We start from the raw sequence: 18,471 nt of genomic DNA, 5'->3' as shown, positions 1-18,471 counted from the left end.
GTACCGCACGAGGTTGCCGATGAGCTTTACCGTGATCGTCCCCGCCCGGTTGAAATCCACCCGCCTGCCGGACAAACCGCTGGCCGACATTGCCGGCCAGCCCATGGTGGTCCGCGTGGTGGAGCGGGCGCTGCAATCGAATGCCGAGCGCGTCTGCGTCGCCACCGACGACATGCGCATCCAGGATGCGGTGGCGCTGGCCGGCTATGCCAGCATCCTTACCGCGCCGGATCATCCGTCCGGCACGGATCGCCTGGCCGAAGCCGTGGACCGGCTGGGCCTGCCCGATGACGCGGTGGTGGTGAACGTGCAGGGCGACGAGCCGCTGATCGATCCCGCACTGATCGATGCGGTGGCCGGCGTGCTACAAGCGCATCCCGAATGGGCGATGGCGACGGCGGCTCACCGGATCGACGACCCGCAGGATTTCCGCAACCCGAACGTGGTGAAGGTGATTTGCGACGCGACGGGGCGCGCACTGTACTTCAGCCGGGCACCCATTCCGTGGGATCGCGATGGCTTTGCCAGCGCCGAAACACCTGCCCTGCCGCGCGATGGCGCACTGCGCCACATCGGGCTTTATGCCTACCGCGCGGGCTTTTTGCGCACCTACCGCACGCTGGCGCCGAGCGCGCTGGAGGCGGTCGAAGCGCTGGAACAGCTCCGCGTGCTGTGGCATGGTTACGCCATCGGAGTGCATGTTGCAGCGCACGCACCGGCTCCCGGCGTCGATACGCCGGCCGATCTGGATCGCGTGCGACAGCTCTTTGAAACGATTTCCAACAACCAGAACCAGGGATAACACGAATGCGACTGATACTGCTGGGCGCGCCAGGCGCGGGCAAGGGAACGCAGGCCAACTTCATCAAAGAGAAGTTCGGCATTCCGCAGATTTCCACCGGTGACATGCTGCGTGCCGCGGTCAAGGCGGGTACCCCGCTGGGCCTGGAAGCCAAGGCGATCATGGATGCGGGCGGCCTCGTGCGCGACGACATCATCATCGGTCTGGTCAAGGAACGCATCGCCCAGCCGGACGCCGCCAACGGTTTCCTGTTCGATGGCTTCCCCCGTACCATTCCCCAGGCCGAGGCCATGGTCGCCGCCGGCGTGGACATCGACTTTGTGGTCGAGATCGACGTGCCGGATGCCGCCATCGTCGAACGCATGGCCGGCCGCCGCGTGCACATGGCTTCGGGCCGTACCTACCATGTCAAGTTCAACCCGCCCAAGGTGGAAGGCCGCGACGACGTCACTGGCGAAGAACTGATCCAGCGCGACGATGATCGCGAGGACACCGTGCTCAAGCGCCTCCAGGTCTATCACGAGCAGACCGCCGTGTTGGTGGGCTTTTACGGCAAGATGGCCGCTTCCGGCGACGCCAAGGCGCCGCGCTACGTGAAGGTGAACGGCACGCAAGCGGTGGAGAAAGTGCGCGACGACGTATTCGCCGCCCTGGGCGCCTGATTCTTCCAGCAGCCTGCCAGTGCCCCGCCAGGCGGGGCACTGGCGTTTTCGCCACCCGCGCGGTGGCCCAGATTTCCCGGTGCACGCCATGCCCACACAACTGTCCGTCAATCTCAACAAGATCGCCCTGATCCGCAATTCGCGCGGGCGCGATTACCCCAGCGTCACCCATTTCGCCGAACTGGCGTTGGGCCATGGCGCGCACGGCGTGACCATCCATCCGCGTCCCGACCAGCGCCACGCGCGCTATGCCGATGTGGATGCGCTCAAGGCGGTGGTCGCGGCGCACCCGGGCAGGGAACTCAACATCGAGGGCTATCCGGACGCGCGCTTCCTCGACGTGGTGCTGGCCGCCTGTCCCACGCAATGCACGCTGGTGCCCGACGAACCGGGCCAACTGACGTCCGACCACGGCTGGGACATCCTGCGACACGGCGAGCGCCTAGCGCAGATCGTGGCGCAGCTGAAAGGCGCCGGCATCCGCGTGAGCCTGTTCGTCGATCCCGATCCTGTGCAGATCGCCGCCACGCCCGCCACCGGTGCCGACCGCGTCGAGCTTTACACCGAAAGCTATGCGCATGCCTATGCCGAAGGCCGGTGGCTGGAAGAATGGGAACGCTTCGCCGTCGCGGCGCGCGTGGCGCGCGAGCTGGGCCTGGGGTTGAATGCCGGCCACGACCTCAACCTGGATAACCTGGGTAACTTCCTGCGGATTCCCGGCATCGACGAAGTGTCGATTGGCCACGCACTGACGGTCGAAGCGCTGGAGCAGGGTTTCGCCGCAACCATCCAGCGTTACGTCGCGATCATGCAGGCGGTTGGCGGGGAGTAGTGCGCAGGGGGGCTGCCTCTCCAGATCGTGAGCCGGCAAGCTGCAACGAAACGCCGGGTCGGAGACGGATCGCCCCGCATGGTCAGCGAGCCTGCGCCGTGCCGGCGATGGCTTCTATTGCACTGATCACGGTCTGGGGCTGATCGCGCTGGATGTAATGACCCGCCGCCGCCACGGCCTCGACGCGCCGGGCGCCGGTCAGAGCCAGCCAATCCTGTTCTTCCCGATGCACCATCGCTTCATAAGCCCCTTGTTCCATCAGGTCGTACCGCGTGCGGGCGAGCACGCGGGTGGGAATGCCGAGGGCGGGTGTTCGCGCGATCCGGTCCAGACATTGATCCTGCGCATCGAACTCCTGGCGCATGGCCGGGGAGAACACGGTGGTGCGCATGCCTTTCAGCAGCGACGCCAGCGCGGGTACTTCGGCTTGCAGGTGTCGCCAATGATCGGGATGGGTCGCATCGACCAGTACCAGCCCCGCGACCTCATCCGGGTACAGGCGGGCGAACACGTATTGATAAAGGCCCCCCAGCGAGTGGCCGACCAGCACATAGGGTGGCCGCGCGCCGGACGCCTGTAGCAGCGCGTGCAACTCGTCCGCGATGGCGCAGGCATCGCGCGAGGATGAGGCGGTGCCGCTGGCGCCGTAGCCCGGGCGATCGTAGGCGAATACCGTGTACCTGGCCGCCAGGATGGGCAGGATGCCGGCCCAGGGTGCGCGATCGTCGCCCAGCCCGGATTGCAGGACCACGGTGGGCGCGCCATTGTCCAGCAGGGTGTACGACAACGTGCTGTCGGCGATCTGCCGGGTGCCCGTGGCGGGAACGGACGCGCAGCCAGCGAGGGACAGGCCGGCGAGCAGGAGCGGGGCAACGAGGCGGCGCAAGGTCATTCGAATGATCCGTACAGGCTGGCGTGGCCAGCGGCGATGCAGTATCGCCAACGGAGATGACATTGCAATCGCGGGTGTGACGGTGCCGACACGCAGACCAAAAAAAGGGCGCGCCGCTCGGACGCGCCCCTTGGCTCCGACTGATCGATCCCTGTACGGCATTGACCGGTGTTCGATGGCCGTCCCCGACCGGTATAACCGTGGCTCAGGGCATGGGTTTACGCATGCCCCGACCGGAACGCCTACTCGCCCAGGTAGTAATGGCGGATCGGCTTGAGGTTCTCGTCCAGTTCGTACACCAGTGGCAGGCCATTGGGGAGTTCGAACTTGACGATGGCGTCGTTCGACACGTCGTCCAGGTACTTGACCAGCGCGCGCAGCGAGTTGTTGTGCGCGGAAATCACCACCCGCTTGCCCGCCTTGATCGCCGGGGCGATATCGCTGTGCCAGAACGGCAGTGCACGCGCCACGGTGTCCTCCAGGCATTCGGTCAGCGGGATTTCGGCCCGCGGCACGCCGGCGTAGCGTGGGTCGTCGTACGAGGCGCGGGGATCGTCCGGTTCCATTGCCGGCGGGCGGACATCGTAGCTGCGCCGCCACAGCAGCACTTGATCCGCGCCGTGCAGCGCGGCGGTCTCGGCCTTGTCCAGCCCGGCCAGCGCGCCATAGTGGCGCTCGTTCAGCCGCCAGGAGTTGATCACCGGAATCCACATCTGATCCATCTCATCCAGCGCCAGCCACAGCGTGCGGATGGCGCGCTTGAGCACCGAGGTGTAGGCAATGTCGAAGCGATACCCCGCGTCGCGCAGCAGTTGCCCGGCGCGCTTGGCCTCTTCGACGCCTTGTTCGGTCAGATCCACGTCCACCCAGCCGGTGAAGCGGTTTTCGAGATTCCACGCCGATTGGCCGTGGCGGATCAGGACGAGCTGGTACATGGCAGGCTCCTTGGGTTGGACGTTACAGCGTAGGATACGGCGCGGCGCTTGGCCGCCTCCCATCGATGCGGCGCTCAGCGGCCGGCGGCCACCATCGCGTTCTGCTTGTCGACGATCTTCTGTCTGATCAGCGGCAGCATGGCCAGCGCGGCCTTTTCGCCTTCCAGGATCGCGACATTGCGCTGGTCGAAGTCGGTCGGGCCGATCTTGCCCACGCGGGGACGGATCACCACGTCGGCGCGCGCCAGCTCCTGCTCGCCCAGCTTCTGGCCCATGATCATGATCGCCTGGTTGACGATGCCCAGCATGTTGGTCGGCGCGGTGCCGCTGGCCTTGGACGAGATATCCACGGCGATGACGAAATCGGCGCCCATCTGGCGCGCGGCGTCCGCCGGCACCGGGCTGACCACGCCGCCGTCCACATAGCGCTTGCCATTGATCAGTACCGGCTCGAACACGCCCGGAATGCTGGACGATGCGCGTACCGCCATGCCGGTGTTACCGCGCGAGAAGACGGTGCGCTTGCCGGTTTCCAGTTCGGTGGCGACGGCGGCGAACGGCTTGCCCAGTTTTTCCAGCGGGCGTTTCTTCACCAACTGGTTTACGTAGTCCTGGAGTTTCTGCCCGCGTACCAGGCCGCCGGAGAGCAGGCTGACGTCACGGATGCTGGCCTCGTCCAGGCCGAACGATTCTTCCTGCAAGGCGAATGCATCCATGCCACTGGCGTACAGCGCCCCGACCACGCTGCCCGCGCTGGTGCCGGCCACGTACTCCGGCTTGATGCCGTTGGCTTCCAGCATCTTGATCACGCCGATATGGGCGAAGCCCTTGGCCGCGCCGCCGCCCAGCGCCAGGCCGATCTTCACATGCGGCAATGCCTTGGGCGGTGGTGGCGTGGGCGTCGGTTGCACCGGGGGCACCTCGCTGGGCGTGGTGCAGGCCGCCAGCAGCAGGGCGGCGAACAGCGGGGCGAGGCGGGGTAGCGAAAAGGTCATGCGTCATCCAGGGCAAGAACATGGGCGTGCGTATCGTCGCAGCGCCACTTGATATCGAAGGTATACAGCCGCACGCCGTAGACGCGGGCGGGGTCGTCGGCATAGGCCGGGCGTGGGTCCTGTGCCAGCACCTCGGCGATCAACGCGCCCAGGTGGGGATACGAGTCGGCCAGCGCCGTCAGCCGTGCCAGCGCTTCGGACGAAAACGAGACGTCCAGCGTCGGCGGCGTGCCATCGACAAAGCCGCCGCGCGCGTCCGGCACGCTTTCGACGAAGGGAACATAGGGCTTGATATCGACAATGGGCGTGCCGTCCACCAGATCCACACCCGCGAAGGTGAGCACCACACCGTCGCGGGTATCGACATCGACGAGTTCGACCAGCGACAGCCCCAATCCGTTCGGGCGGAACGGACTGCGGCTGGCGAACACGCCCACCCGCGTGTTACCGCCCAGGCGTGGCGGCCGCACGGTGGGATGCCAGGTGTCGGCGCTCTGGTGGAAGATGAAACTCAGCCAGACATGCGAAAACGCCGCCAGCCCCCGCACCGCTTCCGGGCGGTCATAGGGTGGCAACAGACGCAACACCCCCCGCGCATGCGGCGCCAGCCGAGGCTGACGCGGAATGCCGAATTTATCGGGGAACGGCGTGGCGAGATGGCCGAGGGGATCGAGACGGTAGGACACCGGCCGATTGTGCCGTGGCGGGACGGGGTTTGGAATAGGCAGGAGTTGGCAGGAAAACGGGAAGAGGGAAGAGGGAAGGGGCAAGTAAAAGGCAACGGCACCCGTGGCACTGCGGGTTTTGCCTTTCCCCCTTCCCGGTTTTCCACTTACAAATTGTGATACCAGATCACCCCGATCAGGATCGGCGCGACGATGGCGCAGATGAAGCGAAAGGCCGGCAGGATGGGGCCGGCGCCTTCGGCGGCGAGTTCGTCGCGCACACGCGGCCAGATCGCCCAGCCAACGAACAGCGCGGCCAGCAGGCCGCCCGCCGGCATCATGATGTTGGAGGCCACGTAATCCATCAGGTCGAACGGGCTCTTGCCGAACAGCGTCAGGTGCGACATCGGCCCGAAGGACAGCGCCGCGGGAATGCCAAGGATGAAACTGGTGATCGCTACCAGCAATGTCGCCGGATGGCGCTTCATGCGGAACTCGTCGATCAGGAACGACACGATGGGTTCCAGGATCGAGATCGATGAGGTCAGCGCGGCGAACAGCAGCAGCACGAAGAACGCCACCGCGAACCATTGTCCGGCCGGCATCTGGGCGAAGATCGCCGGCATGGTGATGAAGGTCAGGCCAGGGCCGGCGGCGGGATCGACATGGAAGGCGAACACGGCCGGCAGCACCATCAACCCGGCCAGCACGCAGGCCAGCGTCGCCAGTGTGGATACCCACAATGTGGCGCCGACCAGCTTGGTATCGCGCGAGACGTAAGAACCGTAGGCGATGATGATGCCGCCGCCGATCGACAGCGAGAAGAACGCCAGCCCCAGCGCATCGACCAGCATGGCACTGGTCAGCTTGGACCAGTCGGGCGTGATGAAATAGCGCACGCCTTCGATGGCGCCCGGCAGCGTCAGGGCGCGGCCAATCAATAGCAGCATCAGGAAGAACAGCGCCGGCATCAGCACCTTGCTCATGCGTTCGATGCCTTGCTGCACGCCGGCGAACACCACCGCCACGGTGATGCCGAGGAAGATCGCGGTATAGCTCAGTGCCTGCGTGGGGCTGGCGATGAAGGTCTCGAAGGCGGTGGCCAGTGCGGCGGTTTCGCTGGTGATGGCCTCGCCGGTGATCGAGCGCCAGATGTATGCCACGGTCCAGCCGCCCACCACGCAGTAGTAGCTGAGGATGATGAACACGCACAGCACCGACAGCCGCCCGGCCCAGGGCCACAGCGCCCCCTTGAGGTCGCGGTAGGCGGTGGTGGCGGAGCGGTTGGCGGTACGGCCGATCACCATTTCCGCCAGCAGCAGCGCAATGCCCAGTGTGAACACGCAGACCAGATAGGCGATCAGGAAGGCGCCGCCGCCGTTCTTGCCCGCCACGTAGGGAAACTTCCAGATCGCACCCAGCCCAACCGCCGATCCGGCCGCAGCCAGGATGAAGCCGAGCTTGGAGCCCCAGTTGGCGCGTGCATTGTCTTCGGCCATGAGCGGATACCCTGTTTTTGTTGGACCTGTGGATTGTCCAGCGTGGCACGCACATGCCAATTGGAGAAACCCCCAGCGGCATGAATGGCGTGAAATTGACGCGCACCAAGGCATGAGGCGTGGGACGAGGGGCGAAAAAAAAGCAGGCCCTGGGGCCTGCATAACAAGGATGCTCTGGTCAGCAGTCCGTGATCGGTGGTCGCGGCCGTGACCGCGAACGGAAAATCAGCGCGCGCCGCCGAGCAGGGCGGTCAACTGGTCGTAGCGGCGGTACAGCACTTTCTCGCGCGTCTGGCGCTGGCTGGCGTCCAGCTCGGGCATCAGCGCCAGGCGGAACAGCGCGTCGTAGAGTTGCAGGTCGGTCACTTCGCGCAATTGCCGGTTGGTCGCCGGGAGGAAGCCGTCGAGCTGGTCGGCCCAGTACAGCTTTTCCTTGGCGCGCGTAGCCTGCGGCCCGGTGCGGCCATAGTCGAGGAAGAACGCCACAATGCGTGAACGGGTGGCCGCGGACAGGTCGCGCCGGATCACCAGTGGGTCGTAGGAGAATGGCGGCGATTGCCACAACACACGCAGTTGCTGGTAGTCGCGGGGGTACTTTTCGGCCAGCTTGGGCAGGTCGTCGCTGTTGCTGACCGCCACGTCCACGCGACGATCGACCAGCGCGCGGAAATTGTCTTCGGCGTTGCCGACGGTGACCGAGCGGAAAAAGCGCTCGGGCAATACATTGTTGCGCACGAAGGCATGGTATTGCGGGATCAGGTAGCCGGCGGTGGAGCCCGGATTGCCGCTGGCGTAGCGCCATTGCTGGCGCTGGCTGAGCAGGGCGTCCAACGACGGCGGGCCGTCGCGGCGCACCAGCAGCAGCGAGCGGTATTCGGTAAGCCGCCCGGTCAGTGCCAGCCGAGCGAAGATGTCGCCCTTGCCGCCTTCCACGGCGGACAGCGCCAGCTTGCTACTGCCGCGCAGCACGTCGATCTCGCCACGCTGGAAGCTGGCCAGCAGTTCCGCCTCATCCTTGGTGGCGACGACGCGCACCGGCTGGTTCAGCGCCTGCCCCAGGTCGTCGGCGATCGGTTGCCAGTCCAGGCGCGTTTCCTCGACACCACGGTTGGCGACCAGGCCAAGCACGATTTCGGCGTGCGCGGACAACATGGAAAACAGCAGGAAAGCGGTGAATGCAATGCGAGGCATGGCAGGGGTGTAAGTCACGAAAAGCCGGCAGCTTAGGCCGGCCGTGTGACAGTGGCATGACTTGTCGTCGCCACGTGCGCCTGCAACGGATTACGCGCCCCGCTGGCGAATCGACCCGCACCCCGTGGTGGCAGGCCGATTCGCCCGGCCGGTCATTCGGCGGCGGACAGCGGGATGCCCAGTGCCTCGACCAGCGGGCCGCTCACGAAATCGGCCAGTTCATTCAAGCGCTTCTGCGCATAGCGGCGTTCGCCATCGGCGCTGCTCAGATCGTCCGGCAGGCCGCTCACGGCGATGCGGGCATTGGCCAGACGCAACTTCAGGTCGTCGATGACCGCATCCTTGCCACGGGTGGCCAGGAAGTCGTCGAAGCCGGCACCGCCGCCGGCGCCCAGCAGCACCCGTTCCACTGTTTCCAGGCCGGATTCCAGGCTGCGCTTGCTCACGCCGGCGCGCCAGTCGGGGAAATCGCTACGCACGGGTGTCGCGGTCTGCTGTGCCAGCTTCCAGCCCGCCAGCTCACGAACCCCCGCGACCACGCGGGTCAGCGATTCGGACAGGAAGGGGCGCGGATAGGACGGATCGTAGTTCAGGCCACGGCGCAGGCCCTGCCATTCGTAGACCAGTTCCTGGGCACGGCGCGCCAGCCCGGCTGATATCCACAGGCCATAGCGGCATGCGGTGTCGATTTTCTTGGCGGCCAGCGGCGCCTGTTGCGGCGTGGTGTCGCCAAACAGGATGTACTCCAGCGCCGGCAGGCCCTGCTTCAGTTCGCGCGATGCTGCCAGCGCCTGCATGCTGGTCGGGTCCGTCGGCGTATCGCGCGCGATCTTGGCCACGGTCTTCACGTCGAAAGGCCACGGGTCGAACTGGCTGACCAGTGCATCGACGCGGCTGGGGCCCATGCGTACAGCGTCGATCCGGCGCCACGCCTGATCGGCGGCGATCCAGGCCTCGCGCGCGGCAGCCAGCGTGGTGGGATTGGGCGCTTCGCACAGGGCGGAAAGACGACCAGTGAGCCGGCCGGTATGTTCCAGCAGCGAAACCTGCGCTGGCAGGTAGACCGTCTCCACCAGGCTGATCGCCAGTTGCGGCGGCGACAGGCGCGGCGTGGCCGGCGCAGCGGCGGCCGTCGGCGCGGGGACGGTATCGTTGGCGTGCGCCAGGGCGGCGCAAAGCAGCAGGGCGAGTGCCGCCGGCAGGGAACGGGTCATTTCTATCCTCCTTGTTGGGGCGGCCGGCCTATCGGCGAATTGCCGGGACCATGCCGACCGCCTGGCGCTCTGTGGGCGCGAGTCGGGCAATGGTAGAGCATCCCTCGCGTCCGGGACAGACGAACGGTCGGCCTCTGCGTGCCGGTGGTCGCCCCCGATGGCACGATCCGGGCTTGCTTTTTGAGGCCGCGCAAAAGAAACTCCGCTCGCGGCCGAGCGCCTGCGTGGCGCTGCACACGAATGGCAAGCCGGCGACCGTCGAGCCCCCCGATCCCGTCTTCGCCCGTGCGAAGCCCGGTTCGACCTTTTTCCTCGCGGCAATGCCCGCGATACGTTCCATCCAGAAGAGAACCCATCATGACTTTCTACTACCGTGCCGACGATGTGCCCGAACTCAAGGGCCTGTCCCGCTGGGAGCAACGCGTGCTGCTGCGCGGCACCTTCATCAAGGAACGCGCCGTTTCCACATTGGTTCTGCTGGCGGTGGTGATCGGTACCGTGCAATTCGGCCTGAATCCGTTGATCGAGCATCTGTCGCCGGGGCTGCGCAACAACACGTTGCCCTATGCCGTGGTGCTGCTGGCGTGGCTGTTCCTGCTGATGTGGGTACGCGATGTGGTGATGATGAACGTGCTGCGGCCCAAGATCTCCGCCAAGCGCGTAGAGCTGGAAAAAGCCAACGCCGCCGCTGCGGCAGCCGAAGCCGATGCGACGCCGGATAGCGAGCGCTAGCCTCGTCCTGGCGTTGCCGCTGCACGCAGCGACCATCGCGGTCGATGTCGGGCATTCGCTGGGCGCGCCGGGCGCCACCAGTGCCTATGGCGAACCGGAGTTCTTCTACAACCGGTCGCTGGCGCTGGAAGTGGCGCGCCAGTTGCGCGGTGCAGGCCACCTGGTGCTGCTGGTCGGCGCCGACGGCGAGGAAGCCGGCCTGCGCTCGCGGCCCGAAATGGCCGCCGTTGCGCACGCCGACCTGTTTGTCTCGATCCATCACGATTCGGCGCAGCAACGTTTTCTGCATCCGTGGACCGTGGATGGCGTGCAGCGCTGGTATACCGATTTTTCGGGCTATTCGCTGTTCGTCTCGCGGCAGAATCCGGCCTTTGCCGCCAGCGCGGCCTGTGCCCAGGCGATTTCGCGCCAGCTACGCCAGCGTGGCTTTCAGCGTACCTTGCACCACAGCGCCGAGATCGCGGGGGAGGGACGGCCGCGGTTCGACCGCGCGCTCGGTGTCTACGAGGCGGACTTCGCTGTGTTGCGCCATGCCAGCATGCCGGCGGTGCTATTCGAGGCCGGCGTCATCCTCAATCGCGACGACGCGGTGAGCCTGCGACGCCCGGCCACGCGCGCCAGGATGGCGGGCGCGGTGACGGCGGCGATGGGCGATTGCCTGGCGGCCCGCCCGCGCGAGTGATCGGCTGCCCACCCGGGCGGATGCGGGGCGCGGGCTGCACGGGGGTTTGGTGATAAGATTCCACGCTTTCACCGAACCTCTTACACGGCTCCCGACACCGCCATGCGTACCTCCCAACTCTATCTTTCCACCCTCAAGGAAGCGCCCTCCGAAGCCGAGCTGGTTTCGCACAAGCTGATGCTGCGCGCGGGCCTGATCAAGCGCCTGGGTTCCGGCCTCTATACCTGGATGCCACTGGGCATGCGTGTGTTGCGCAAGGTAGAGGCGGTGGTGCGCGACGAGATGAACCGCGCCGGTGCGCAGGAACTGCTGATGCCCACCATCCAGCCGGCCGAACTGTGGCAGGAGACCGGCCGCTGGGAGCTGTTCGGGCCGCAGATGCTGAAGATCAAGGATCGCCATCAGCGCGATTTCTGCTTCGGGCCGACACACGAGGAAGTGGTCACCGACATCGCGCGGCTGGAGCTGCGTTCCTACAAGCAGTTGCCGGTGAACTTCTACCAGGTGCAGGTGAAGTTCCGCGACGAGATCCGTCCCCGTTTCGGCGTGATGCGCGCGCGCGAGTTCGTGATGAAGGACGCCTATTCCTTCGATGCCACGTTCGAAGGCCTGCAAGCCAGCTACGACAAGATGTACCGCGCCTACAGCAATGTATTCGCGCGCCTGGGCCTGAAGTTCCGCGCGGTGGCGGCCGATACCGGCGCCATCGGCGGCTCGGGCAGCCATGAATTCCACGTGCTGGCCGATGCCGGCGAAGACCTGCTGGCCTATTGCCCCGATTCCGATTACGCCGCCAACGTGGAACTGGCCGAAGCGCTGGCGCCCACCGCGCCGCGTGCCCAGCCGGCCGAAGCCATGCGCGATGTGGAAACGCCCCGGCAGACCACGTGCGAACAGGTGGCCGAGCTGATGGGGATTCCGTTGCAACGCACGGTCAAGCTCATCGCCGTGATCGATGCCGGCGGCAAGCTGGTGATCGTGCTGTTGCGCGGCGACCATAGCCTGAATGAAGTGAAGCTGAGCAAGGTGGCCGGTATCGGCGAATTCCGCTTTGCCTCCGAAGAGGAAATCCGCGCGGCCTTCAATTGCCCGCCTGGCTTCCTTGGCCCGGTCGGCGCGCCGGATGGCACCCGCGTGATCGCCGATCGCACGGTGGCGGCAATGAGCGATTTCGTCTGTGGCGCCAACAAGCCCAAGTACCACATCGCCGGGGTGAACTGGGGACGCGATCTCGCCGAGCCGGAAACCGTGGCCGATGTGCGCAATGTGGTCGAGGGCGACCCCAGCCCCGACGGCAAGGGCACGCTGTCGCTGTGCCGAGGCATCGAGGTCGGCCACGTGTTCCAGTTGCGCACCAAGTATTCCGAGGCGATGAGCGCCACCTTCACCGATGTGGATGGCGCGCAGAAGCCGTTCGAGATGGGTTGCTACGGGATTGGCGTCTCGCGCATCGTCGGCGCGGCGATCGAGCAGAATTTCGACGAGCGTGGCATTGTGTTCCCGCAGGCGCTGGCGCCGTTTGCGCTGGCGTTGGTGGCGGTCGGGTACCACCGTTCGGATGCGGTGCGCGAAGCGGCCGACAAGCTCTACGCTGAACTGGGGGCCGCTGGCGTGGACGTGCTGCTGGACGACCGCAACGAGCGTCCGGGCTCGATGTTCGCCGACATGGAACTGATCGGCATTCCCCACCGGCTGACGATCGGTGACAAGGGTTTGGCCGAAGGTGTAGTTGAATATGCGGTACGCGCGTCGGGCGCGGTCAGCAAGGTGCCGCTGGCCGACGTGGTTCGCCACTGCCAGGATGTGCTGGCTGGCTGAATGTAAAAAGGGCGGCCATGCCCTGGCCGCCTGTGCCACTGGCGCCGGTGTGTTCTACTCGTCGAGTGCCTTGGTGGTGACGGGGGCCGGTGTTGCAACCGGTGCGGGCAGTGCCGATGCCTGGTAGGTCAGGATGGCCCTGCGGATATCCGCAGCCATGTTGCGGGTCCAGTTGATGTATTTGTTGTGGATCATGGTGGGCTGCCCCCCCATGGCTTCGCGGTAGTTGAAGTTCTCGCTGCCGGCATAGGTGATCGTGACGTTGCGGTCGGTATACGCGATATCCACCGCAACCCAGAATTTGGTACGGTCGATCTTGGCCTCGATATGGCCCGGCGCGGTCTGGCGGGTAATCCAGCCCCGGCCGGCAACGGCGGCGGGAATGAGCTTGGCGACGGCTTCGGCCGGAATCGGATCGAATTCGATCGGCGGCTGTTCCACCAGTGGCGTATCGGCGAACGCGGCGAGGGCCGACATGGCCATGAACAGACCGAGCAAGACTTTTTTCATAGGAAACGACGCGCTTTCTGTAAGAGAAACCGTCATTATCGTGGCATGGTTATGAAAGCACAACGGCTCTTCCTTTCAATGGTGCTCGCCTGTACGGCACTGGCCGCGCACGCCGGCGCGCAGCGCGAAGAGGCATTGTCCAGCTCCGTGCAATCGACCATGCAGCGCTCCATTGCCGATGGCGCACAGCCCCGGCTGGTATTTGCCGACCCCAGGGAAGGCGAGGCATGGCTGGCCGAGATGTCCGAGCGCCTGGCAAAGCGGATTCCCGACGAATTCATGCGTCGCAAGATTCTGGTGGCGGCCCACTACGAAGCCACCCGAGCGGGTCTCGATCCGCAGATGGTACTGGGGCTGATTCACGTGGAAAGTGGCTTCAACCGCTATGCGCTCAGCCCGGTGGGTGCGCGCGGGCTGATGCAGGTGATGCCGTTCTGGCAACGATTGATCGGCTCGCCCGGGCAAAGCCTGTTCGATATCCATACCAACCTGCGCTACGGCTGCACCATCCTGCGGCATTACCTGGATATCGAGAACGGCGACGTGTTCCGCGCGCTGGGGCGCTACAACGGCAGCCTGGGGCGGGCCGAGTATCCCAACCTGGTGTATGGCGCGTGGAAGAACCGCTACGCTTGGGATGCCAAGGCCGCTACCCAGCAGGTGGCGCAGCGGTGACCTTGCCCACGCCGGGCAGCCTGTTCGTCGGGCTGATGCTCAATGCGCTGGGCATGGCCTATTTCTGGTTCGGCCGGCGCCAGCGCCATCTCGTATCGCTGCTCAGCGGTATCGGGTTGATGGTGTTGCCTTATGTGGTCTCGGGCGCGGCCTGGAGCCTGGGCCTAGGAGCGGTGCTGCTGGGCTTGCCGTTCTTCGTCGATTTCTGAGCCGCACCGCGCGTTCGCGACCTGCCGCAAAATCCCTGCTTATTGTTCATCGTTCGCCCGCGTTCTTGAGCGCGTGCCGGATCATGGTGCGCAGGCTGACGTGCTGGGTGGCGGTGTTGACGGCGATCCAGCGCAGCACGGCCCAGTTGCGGGTCCAGGCGAATTGATGGGGTTCCAGTAGCTGGGCATCGGGCAGGGTCTCCACGAGGCGGAGCAACGCTGCCATGGCAGCGTCCAGGCGCAGCCGCAGCGTGTGCCACGGGCAACTTGCCGCGCGGTCGACGATGGCCCGGTTCAGTTGCGGTGTTTGTTGCCAGGAATAGCCCGGTGCCGGTGTCGCCGGGTTTTCGCCACGCAGACCGGCCTCGATCCAGGCCAGCGTCATCTCCGCCCAGCCGGTGCGCACTGCCAGCGTGTCGTGGATCGTCCAGTCATCGACGCAGGACAGGGTGCTCAGCCCGGCGTGTTCCACCCGATCCAGTTCCGCATTCAGCCGCCGATGGCCATCGGTCATGGCATCGCGCAGTTCGGCGCGGGTGCGTGGGATGGGCATGCGGCGGAGTCAGCCCGGCAGGCTATCCACCTGACGCAGCCGGATATAGCCGTGTTCCAGCGCGACCCAGCCCTGTTCCACCCAGGCGTTTAGTTGCTTGTTTACCGATTCGCGGCTGGCGCCGACCAGGTTGGCCAGTTCCTGCTGCGTCAGTTTCAGGTCGATCAGGATACTGCCGTCGGCCTCGGTGGAACCATGGGCGTCGCCAAGCTGGCGCAGCATCTTGCCCAGGCGCTCGGGCAGGTTGAGGAACAGGATGTCCTGCAGCAGATTGTCCGCCGCGCGCAGGCGCTCGCAGAGGGCGGCAATCAGCTGGCGCATCACCTTGGGGTGCGATTCCAGATAGCCCATCACCGCGTCGCGGTGCAGCACCAGCAGTTCACACGACTCCAGCGCTTCGACGCTGGCGCTGCGTACGCCGCCGTCGAGCATCGCGATCTCGCCGAATACTTCGCCCGCTTCCAGGATGCACAGCGTGGCCTCGCGGCCATCCTCGGTATGGCGCGATACTTTCAGCCGGCCGCGCAGCACGGCATACATCTCGTCGCCGGCCGTGCCCTGCTGGACCACGGTCTGCTTGGCACGCGTCTCGCGCAACTCGGCATGCAGGGCAAGTTCTTCGAGTTCCTGTTCGCTGAGTTCGCAAAACAATGTGCTGCCGGACAGCAGGCGGGCCTTGTTCATGGGGTGTCCTTCAGGGCTCTGGATGGTTGCGGGCGCGAGCGAATTCTACGCTCCTTGCCGTGGGTGGCGTATGCCAGGGGTGTCATTCGGCGAAGCCGGCCCAGATGGGCGTGTGGTCGGACGGCCGCTCATGGCGGCGTGGCTCCACGTCGATGGCGCATCCGGTCAGCGCGGGTGCCAGCGCGGGCGAGATCAGCAGGTGATCGATGCGCAGGCCGGCGTTGCGCTTGAAGCCAAACAGGCGGTAGTCCCACCAGGTGAACGATTTTTCCGCCTGCTCGAAGGCGCGGAAGGCATCGACGAAGCCCAGCGACAACAGATCGGCGAACGCCTCGCGCTCGGCGGGCGACACCAGCACCTGGCCCACCCATTTCTTCGGGTCGTGTACGTCACGGTCCTCGGGGGCGATGTTGTAGTCGCCGGCCAGGATCAGGCGCGGGTGGGCGATCAGTTCCTCGGTCAGCCAGGTGGTCAGCGCCTTCAGCCATGACAGCTTGTACGGGTACTTGTCGGAATCCAGCGCCTGGCCATTGGGCATGTAGGCGCAGATGAAGCGCACGCCATTGACCGTCGCCGCGATCACGCGCTTCTGCTCATCGACGTAGCCGGGGATATTGATGGTGACTTCTTCAAGCGGCGCACGGGCGACGATGGCGACGCCGTTGTAGGTCTTCTGCCCGGCGAACACTACGTGATAACCGGCGTCCTCGAAGGCCGCGCGCGGGAAATTGTGGTCTTCCAGCTTGGTTTCCTGGATGGCCAGCGCGGTCATCCCGGGGTGCGTGGCCAGCCAGTCCAGCACTTGTGGCAGGCGAACCTTGAGGCTGTTGACGTTCCAGGTGGCGAATTGCATTGAAACCCCTCGCACAATCGTTAAGAAAAAGGCGCGCCGCAATCGACGCGCCCTCGGTATTCGTGCACCCCGCCTCAGCGCGGCGCGGCGGGTGCCGCGTCCAGTGGATACCCTGCCAGCTTCAATGCGTTGCTCCAGGTATCGCGCTGCCAGCCCTTGAAGAACTGCCCATCCAGTTCCAGTACCGGTGGCGCCAGATTCTCGACACCAGCCCGATTCACCATGTCTTCGACGCGTGCACCACCCTCATCGGTGGACACCACTTCGTACGGCACCTTGTTGGCGTCGAGGAAGGCGCGTGCTTCGTCGCATGGTACGCATTGCGGGAACACGTAGATCACGGCCTTGGCTGCGGCGGTCCTGGTCGGCTGCGGCCTGGCTGCGGCGCTCGATCCGATCACGTTGGGCTTGATGGTGCGTTCGCGCGCGATATTGCCCGGCGGGGGGCGGTCGCTGTAGAACACATTGCCATCGGCGTCGCGCCATTGGTAGACCTTGGCGGCCAGCGCGGGTGCGGAGGCAACGATTGCGAGGATGAGGAGGATTGCCGGTCGGTTCATGATCTAGGGATTATTACTTATTGTGCCGGAACGGTCAGCCAGTCGAGCGGGTTTCGATGACGATTCTTCTGTCGTCGATCAACAGGATCAGTTGCCAGTCCCGCCGGGCTGCCGAACAAAATGGCAGGGCGGTCTGCAATTGCCACTGCGAATCGCCGTACGGCTGCATTGGCCTGCGATTCGGCCCCATGTCCATCTCCGCCATGCGCCATTCTGCCTCCACCGTCTGCGCGGGGCCGTGCAAACTCAGCCGAAAGATACGGTTGGTTGCCAGCGGCTGATCGCTTTCCAGCCGGTAATGCACGGTGTCCAGCGTGAACGCACAACCCTGCTCCAGTGCGGGACAACTCACGCTGACCGGGGGCGTCGGGCCGGCGCGCGGCGAGAGGTCGATCCAGCCCAGGTATTGCGCGGCGAATACGGTGACGGCCAGTAGCGCAGCTACCCGGCCGATGGCGGCGAGCTTCATGCCCAGACCGCCGACAGCATCGCCACGCCGTGTCCACCGCTGGCCTTCGCCTGTGCAACATCGTGCGCATCCAGCCCGCCCAGCGCGTACACCGGCAGCGGCCAGCCATGATCCACCGTGGCCGCGAATCCTTCCCAGCCCAGCGGTGGCTGGTCCGGGTGAGAGGCGGTTGGCGCCACGTGGCCGAGCAGGGCGTAATCGGCGCCGATCCGCTGCGCAACCGTCAGTTCGGTGGCGTTGTGGGTGGATACGCCCAGCCAGTCGAAACCATGGGGCCGGTGCCGCAATGCAGCAGCTTCGCGGGCTGACAGGTGCAGGCCATTGGCGCCTGTCGCCGCAACCAGCGGCCCCACCTGCTCCAGCGCGCCGTGCAGCAGCACCCGGCAACCGTGCCGGCGGGCGCGGCTGACGGTCTCGGCGGCCAGTGCGCCGTAGTGTTCCAGGTCCAACTGCGGCTCGCGCAGGACCAGCATCGACAGGTCATGCGCCAGTGCATGGTCCAGCCGGTGCAGCCAGTTTTCGCGGCCGAGCCGGTGGGCGGCGGAGATCGCCAGCGTATCGGGCAACGCCAGGCCACGCAGGATCGGGCCGTTGGCGGGCAGGATGGGCGAGACATTCAGGGCGCCGACACGCTGCCAGGCGAATTGCTGGCCTTCGTGCGGATGCGGATCGCCCAGCCAGCCGGTCACGCGAAAGAAATGCAGCCGGACGGTGGCGTGGGGATAAGTAAAGGTTTGTACGATCCATGGCGTTGCCGCCGTGATCGTCACGCCCAGTTCTTCGACCAGCTCGCGGGCCAGCGCCTGGTGGGCGGTTTCCCCGGCTTCCAGCTTGCCACCGGGAAACTCCCAGTAACCGGCGTAGGGCTTGCCTGCGGGCCGGCTGCCGAGCAGGAAGCGACCCTCACGGTCGATGAGTATGCCTGCTGCCACTTCGACGATTTTGTGATCGGACATGCGGTTACTGAAAACCTTTGGTTTGGAGTGGTGTCGGGAATATCATTCAATGATTGAATTCTGATTGATGGCTGATGTAAGGA

Annotated in this window: 22 protein-coding genes; 8 read left to right on the top strand and 14 right to left on the bottom strand. The window is 65.6% G+C overall.

The genetic code is table 11. The features are described from left to right. Positions 1 to 19 precede the first annotated feature (19 nt). From kdsB to FAZ21_RS06380, 3 genes are all read left to right on the top strand, one after another. Positions 20 to 802 (top strand): 3-deoxy-manno-octulosonate cytidylyltransferase, encoded by a 783-nt coding sequence (gene kdsB / locus FAZ21_RS06390; protein ID WP_136772453.1) that lies wholly within the window; start codon positions 20 to 22, stop codon positions 800 to 802. A 5-nt stretch (positions 803 to 807) separates the two neighbouring features. Beyond that, entirely contained in the window at positions 808 to 1,464 is a 657-nt protein-coding gene (adk, locus tag FAZ21_RS06385) for an adenylate kinase (protein ID WP_136772452.1), read from the top strand. A gap of 88 nt (positions 1,465 to 1,552) precedes the next feature. Beyond that, complete coding sequence (locus tag FAZ21_RS06380) at positions 1,553 to 2,296, top strand: pyridoxine 5'-phosphate synthase (RefSeq protein WP_136772451.1); 744 nt, start codon at positions 1,553 to 1,555, stop codon at positions 2,294 to 2,296. Positions 2,297 to 2,378: 82 nt separating this feature from the next. On the opposite strand, the gene FAZ21_RS06375 is transcribed toward FAZ21_RS06380, so the two are convergent. The 7 genes from FAZ21_RS06375 to FAZ21_RS20200 all read right to left on the bottom strand — a co-directional run bounded on the left by FAZ21_RS06375 (position 2,379) and on the right by FAZ21_RS20200 (position 9,687). Beyond that, positions 2,379 to 3,188, bottom strand: a complete 810-nt coding sequence (locus FAZ21_RS06375) for an alpha/beta fold hydrolase (protein WP_136772450.1) — start codon at positions 3,186 to 3,188, stop codon at positions 2,379 to 2,381. A 242-nt stretch (positions 3,189 to 3,430) separates the two neighbouring features. Continuing rightward, complete coding sequence (gene gpmA / locus FAZ21_RS06370) at positions 3,431 to 4,123, bottom strand: 2,3-diphosphoglycerate-dependent phosphoglycerate mutase (protein WP_136772449.1); 693 nt, start codon at positions 4,121 to 4,123, stop codon at positions 3,431 to 3,433. 74 nt (positions 4,124 to 4,197) lie between these two features. Next, positions 4,198 to 5,118, bottom strand: a complete 921-nt coding sequence (locus FAZ21_RS06365) for a patatin-like phospholipase family protein (protein WP_136772448.1) — start codon at positions 5,116 to 5,118, stop codon at positions 4,198 to 4,200. Beyond that, positions 5,115 to 5,804, bottom strand: a complete 690-nt coding sequence (gene tsaA / locus FAZ21_RS06360; RefSeq protein WP_136772447.1) for a tRNA (N6-threonylcarbamoyladenosine(37)-N6)-methyltransferase TrmO — start codon at positions 5,802 to 5,804, stop codon at positions 5,115 to 5,117. The genes FAZ21_RS06365 and tsaA overlap by 4 nt, the downstream gene beginning before the upstream one ends. A gap of 146 nt (positions 5,805 to 5,950) precedes the next feature. Continuing rightward, complete coding sequence (locus tag FAZ21_RS06355; RefSeq protein WP_136772446.1) at positions 5,951 to 7,282, bottom strand: sodium-dependent transporter; 1,332 nt, start codon at positions 7,280 to 7,282, stop codon at positions 5,951 to 5,953. 225 nt (positions 7,283 to 7,507) lie between these two features. Continuing rightward, positions 7,508 to 8,491, bottom strand: coding sequence for a PhnD/SsuA/transferrin family substrate-binding protein (locus FAZ21_RS06350; RefSeq protein WP_136772445.1), 984 nt, complete (start codon positions 8,489 to 8,491; stop codon positions 7,508 to 7,510). A gap of 134 nt (positions 8,492 to 8,625) precedes the next feature. Further along, positions 8,626 to 9,687 carry an imelysin family protein gene (locus tag FAZ21_RS20200; protein ID WP_169307283.1) on the bottom strand — a complete coding sequence of 354 codons (1,062 nt, stop codon included), beginning with the start codon at positions 9,685 to 9,687 and terminating at the stop codon, positions 8,626 to 8,628. A gap of 357 nt (positions 9,688 to 10,044) precedes the next feature. Here FAZ21_RS20200 and FAZ21_RS20195 point away from each other — a divergent pair, with 357 nt between their 5' ends. From FAZ21_RS20195 to FAZ21_RS06335, 3 genes are all read left to right on the top strand, one after another. Further along, entirely contained in the window at positions 10,045 to 10,419 is a 375-nt protein-coding gene (locus FAZ21_RS20195; protein ID WP_169307282.1) for a hypothetical protein, read from the top strand. Further along, positions 10,394 to 11,101 (top strand): N-acetylmuramoyl-L-alanine amidase, encoded by a 708-nt coding sequence (locus FAZ21_RS06340; RefSeq protein WP_136772443.1) that lies wholly within the window; start codon positions 10,394 to 10,396, stop codon positions 11,099 to 11,101. The genes FAZ21_RS20195 and FAZ21_RS06340 overlap by 26 nt, the downstream gene beginning before the upstream one ends. Before the next feature lie 102 nt (positions 11,102 to 11,203). After that, positions 11,204 to 12,919: a proline--tRNA ligase gene (locus FAZ21_RS06335; RefSeq protein WP_136772442.1), complete on the top strand. Its 1,716-nt coding sequence runs from the start codon at positions 11,204 to 11,206 to the stop codon at positions 12,917 to 12,919. A gap of 54 nt (positions 12,920 to 12,973) precedes the next feature. Here FAZ21_RS06335 and FAZ21_RS06330 read toward each other — a convergent pair whose 3' ends face one another. Then, on the bottom strand, positions 12,974 to 13,429 hold the full coding sequence (locus FAZ21_RS06330; RefSeq protein WP_136772441.1) for a hypothetical protein: 456 nt from the start codon (positions 13,427 to 13,429) through the stop codon (positions 12,974 to 12,976). Positions 13,430 to 13,480: 51 nt separating this feature from the next. On the opposite strand from FAZ21_RS06330, the gene FAZ21_RS06325 reads away from it, so the two are divergent. Together FAZ21_RS06325 and FAZ21_RS06320 are read left to right on the top strand one after the other, a co-directional pair. Continuing rightward, positions 13,481 to 14,104, top strand: coding sequence for a lytic transglycosylase domain-containing protein (locus tag FAZ21_RS06325; RefSeq protein ID WP_246038512.1), 624 nt, complete (start codon positions 13,481 to 13,483; stop codon positions 14,102 to 14,104). Continuing rightward, a complete protein-coding gene (locus tag FAZ21_RS06320; RefSeq protein ID WP_136772439.1) occupies positions 14,101 to 14,313 on the top strand; it encodes a hypothetical protein in 213 nt (70 codons plus the stop codon). Before FAZ21_RS06325 ends, FAZ21_RS06320 begins: the two co-directional genes overlap by 4 nt. 46 nt (positions 14,314 to 14,359) lie before the next feature. Here the strand turns inward: FAZ21_RS06320 and FAZ21_RS06315 are convergent, their stop codons facing one another. The 6 genes from FAZ21_RS06315 to FAZ21_RS06290 form a co-directional block, all read right to left on the bottom strand. Further along, positions 14,360 to 14,866 (bottom strand): ClbS/DfsB family four-helix bundle protein, encoded by a 507-nt coding sequence (locus FAZ21_RS06315; RefSeq protein WP_136772438.1) that lies wholly within the window; start codon positions 14,864 to 14,866, stop codon positions 14,360 to 14,362. Between the two features lie 9 nt (positions 14,867 to 14,875). Further along, positions 14,876 to 15,550 (bottom strand): Crp/Fnr family transcriptional regulator, encoded by a 675-nt coding sequence (locus tag FAZ21_RS06310; RefSeq protein WP_136772437.1) that lies wholly within the window; start codon positions 15,548 to 15,550, stop codon positions 14,876 to 14,878. A gap of 82 nt (positions 15,551 to 15,632) precedes the next feature. Further along, positions 15,633 to 16,403 (bottom strand): exodeoxyribonuclease III, encoded by a 771-nt coding sequence (xth, locus tag FAZ21_RS06305; protein ID WP_136772436.1) that lies wholly within the window; start codon positions 16,401 to 16,403, stop codon positions 15,633 to 15,635. A 74-nt stretch (positions 16,404 to 16,477) separates the two neighbouring features. Continuing rightward, positions 16,478 to 16,963: a glutaredoxin family protein gene (locus FAZ21_RS06300; protein WP_136772435.1), complete on the bottom strand. Its 486-nt coding sequence runs from the start codon at positions 16,961 to 16,963 to the stop codon at positions 16,478 to 16,480. A 34-nt stretch (positions 16,964 to 16,997) separates the two neighbouring features. Continuing rightward, positions 16,998 to 17,432 (bottom strand): hypothetical protein, encoded by a 435-nt coding sequence (locus FAZ21_RS06295; RefSeq protein WP_136772434.1) that lies wholly within the window; start codon positions 17,430 to 17,432, stop codon positions 16,998 to 17,000. Next, on the bottom strand, positions 17,429 to 18,388 hold the full coding sequence (locus FAZ21_RS06290; RefSeq protein ID WP_136772433.1) for a Nudix family hydrolase: 960 nt from the start codon (positions 18,386 to 18,388) through the stop codon (positions 17,429 to 17,431). Before FAZ21_RS06290 ends, FAZ21_RS06295 begins: the two co-directional genes overlap by 4 nt. Between the last annotated feature and the right edge of the window lie 83 nt (positions 18,389 to 18,471).

It is taken from the genome of Chitiniphilus eburneus, from assembly GCF_005048205.1.
Classification (GTDB): Bacteria; Pseudomonadota; Gammaproteobacteria; order Burkholderiales; family Chitinibacteraceae; genus Chitiniphilus; species Chitiniphilus eburneus.
The sequence above is the reverse complement of the archived record's forward strand: the minus strand, read 5'-3'. Positions and strand labels throughout refer to the sequence as shown.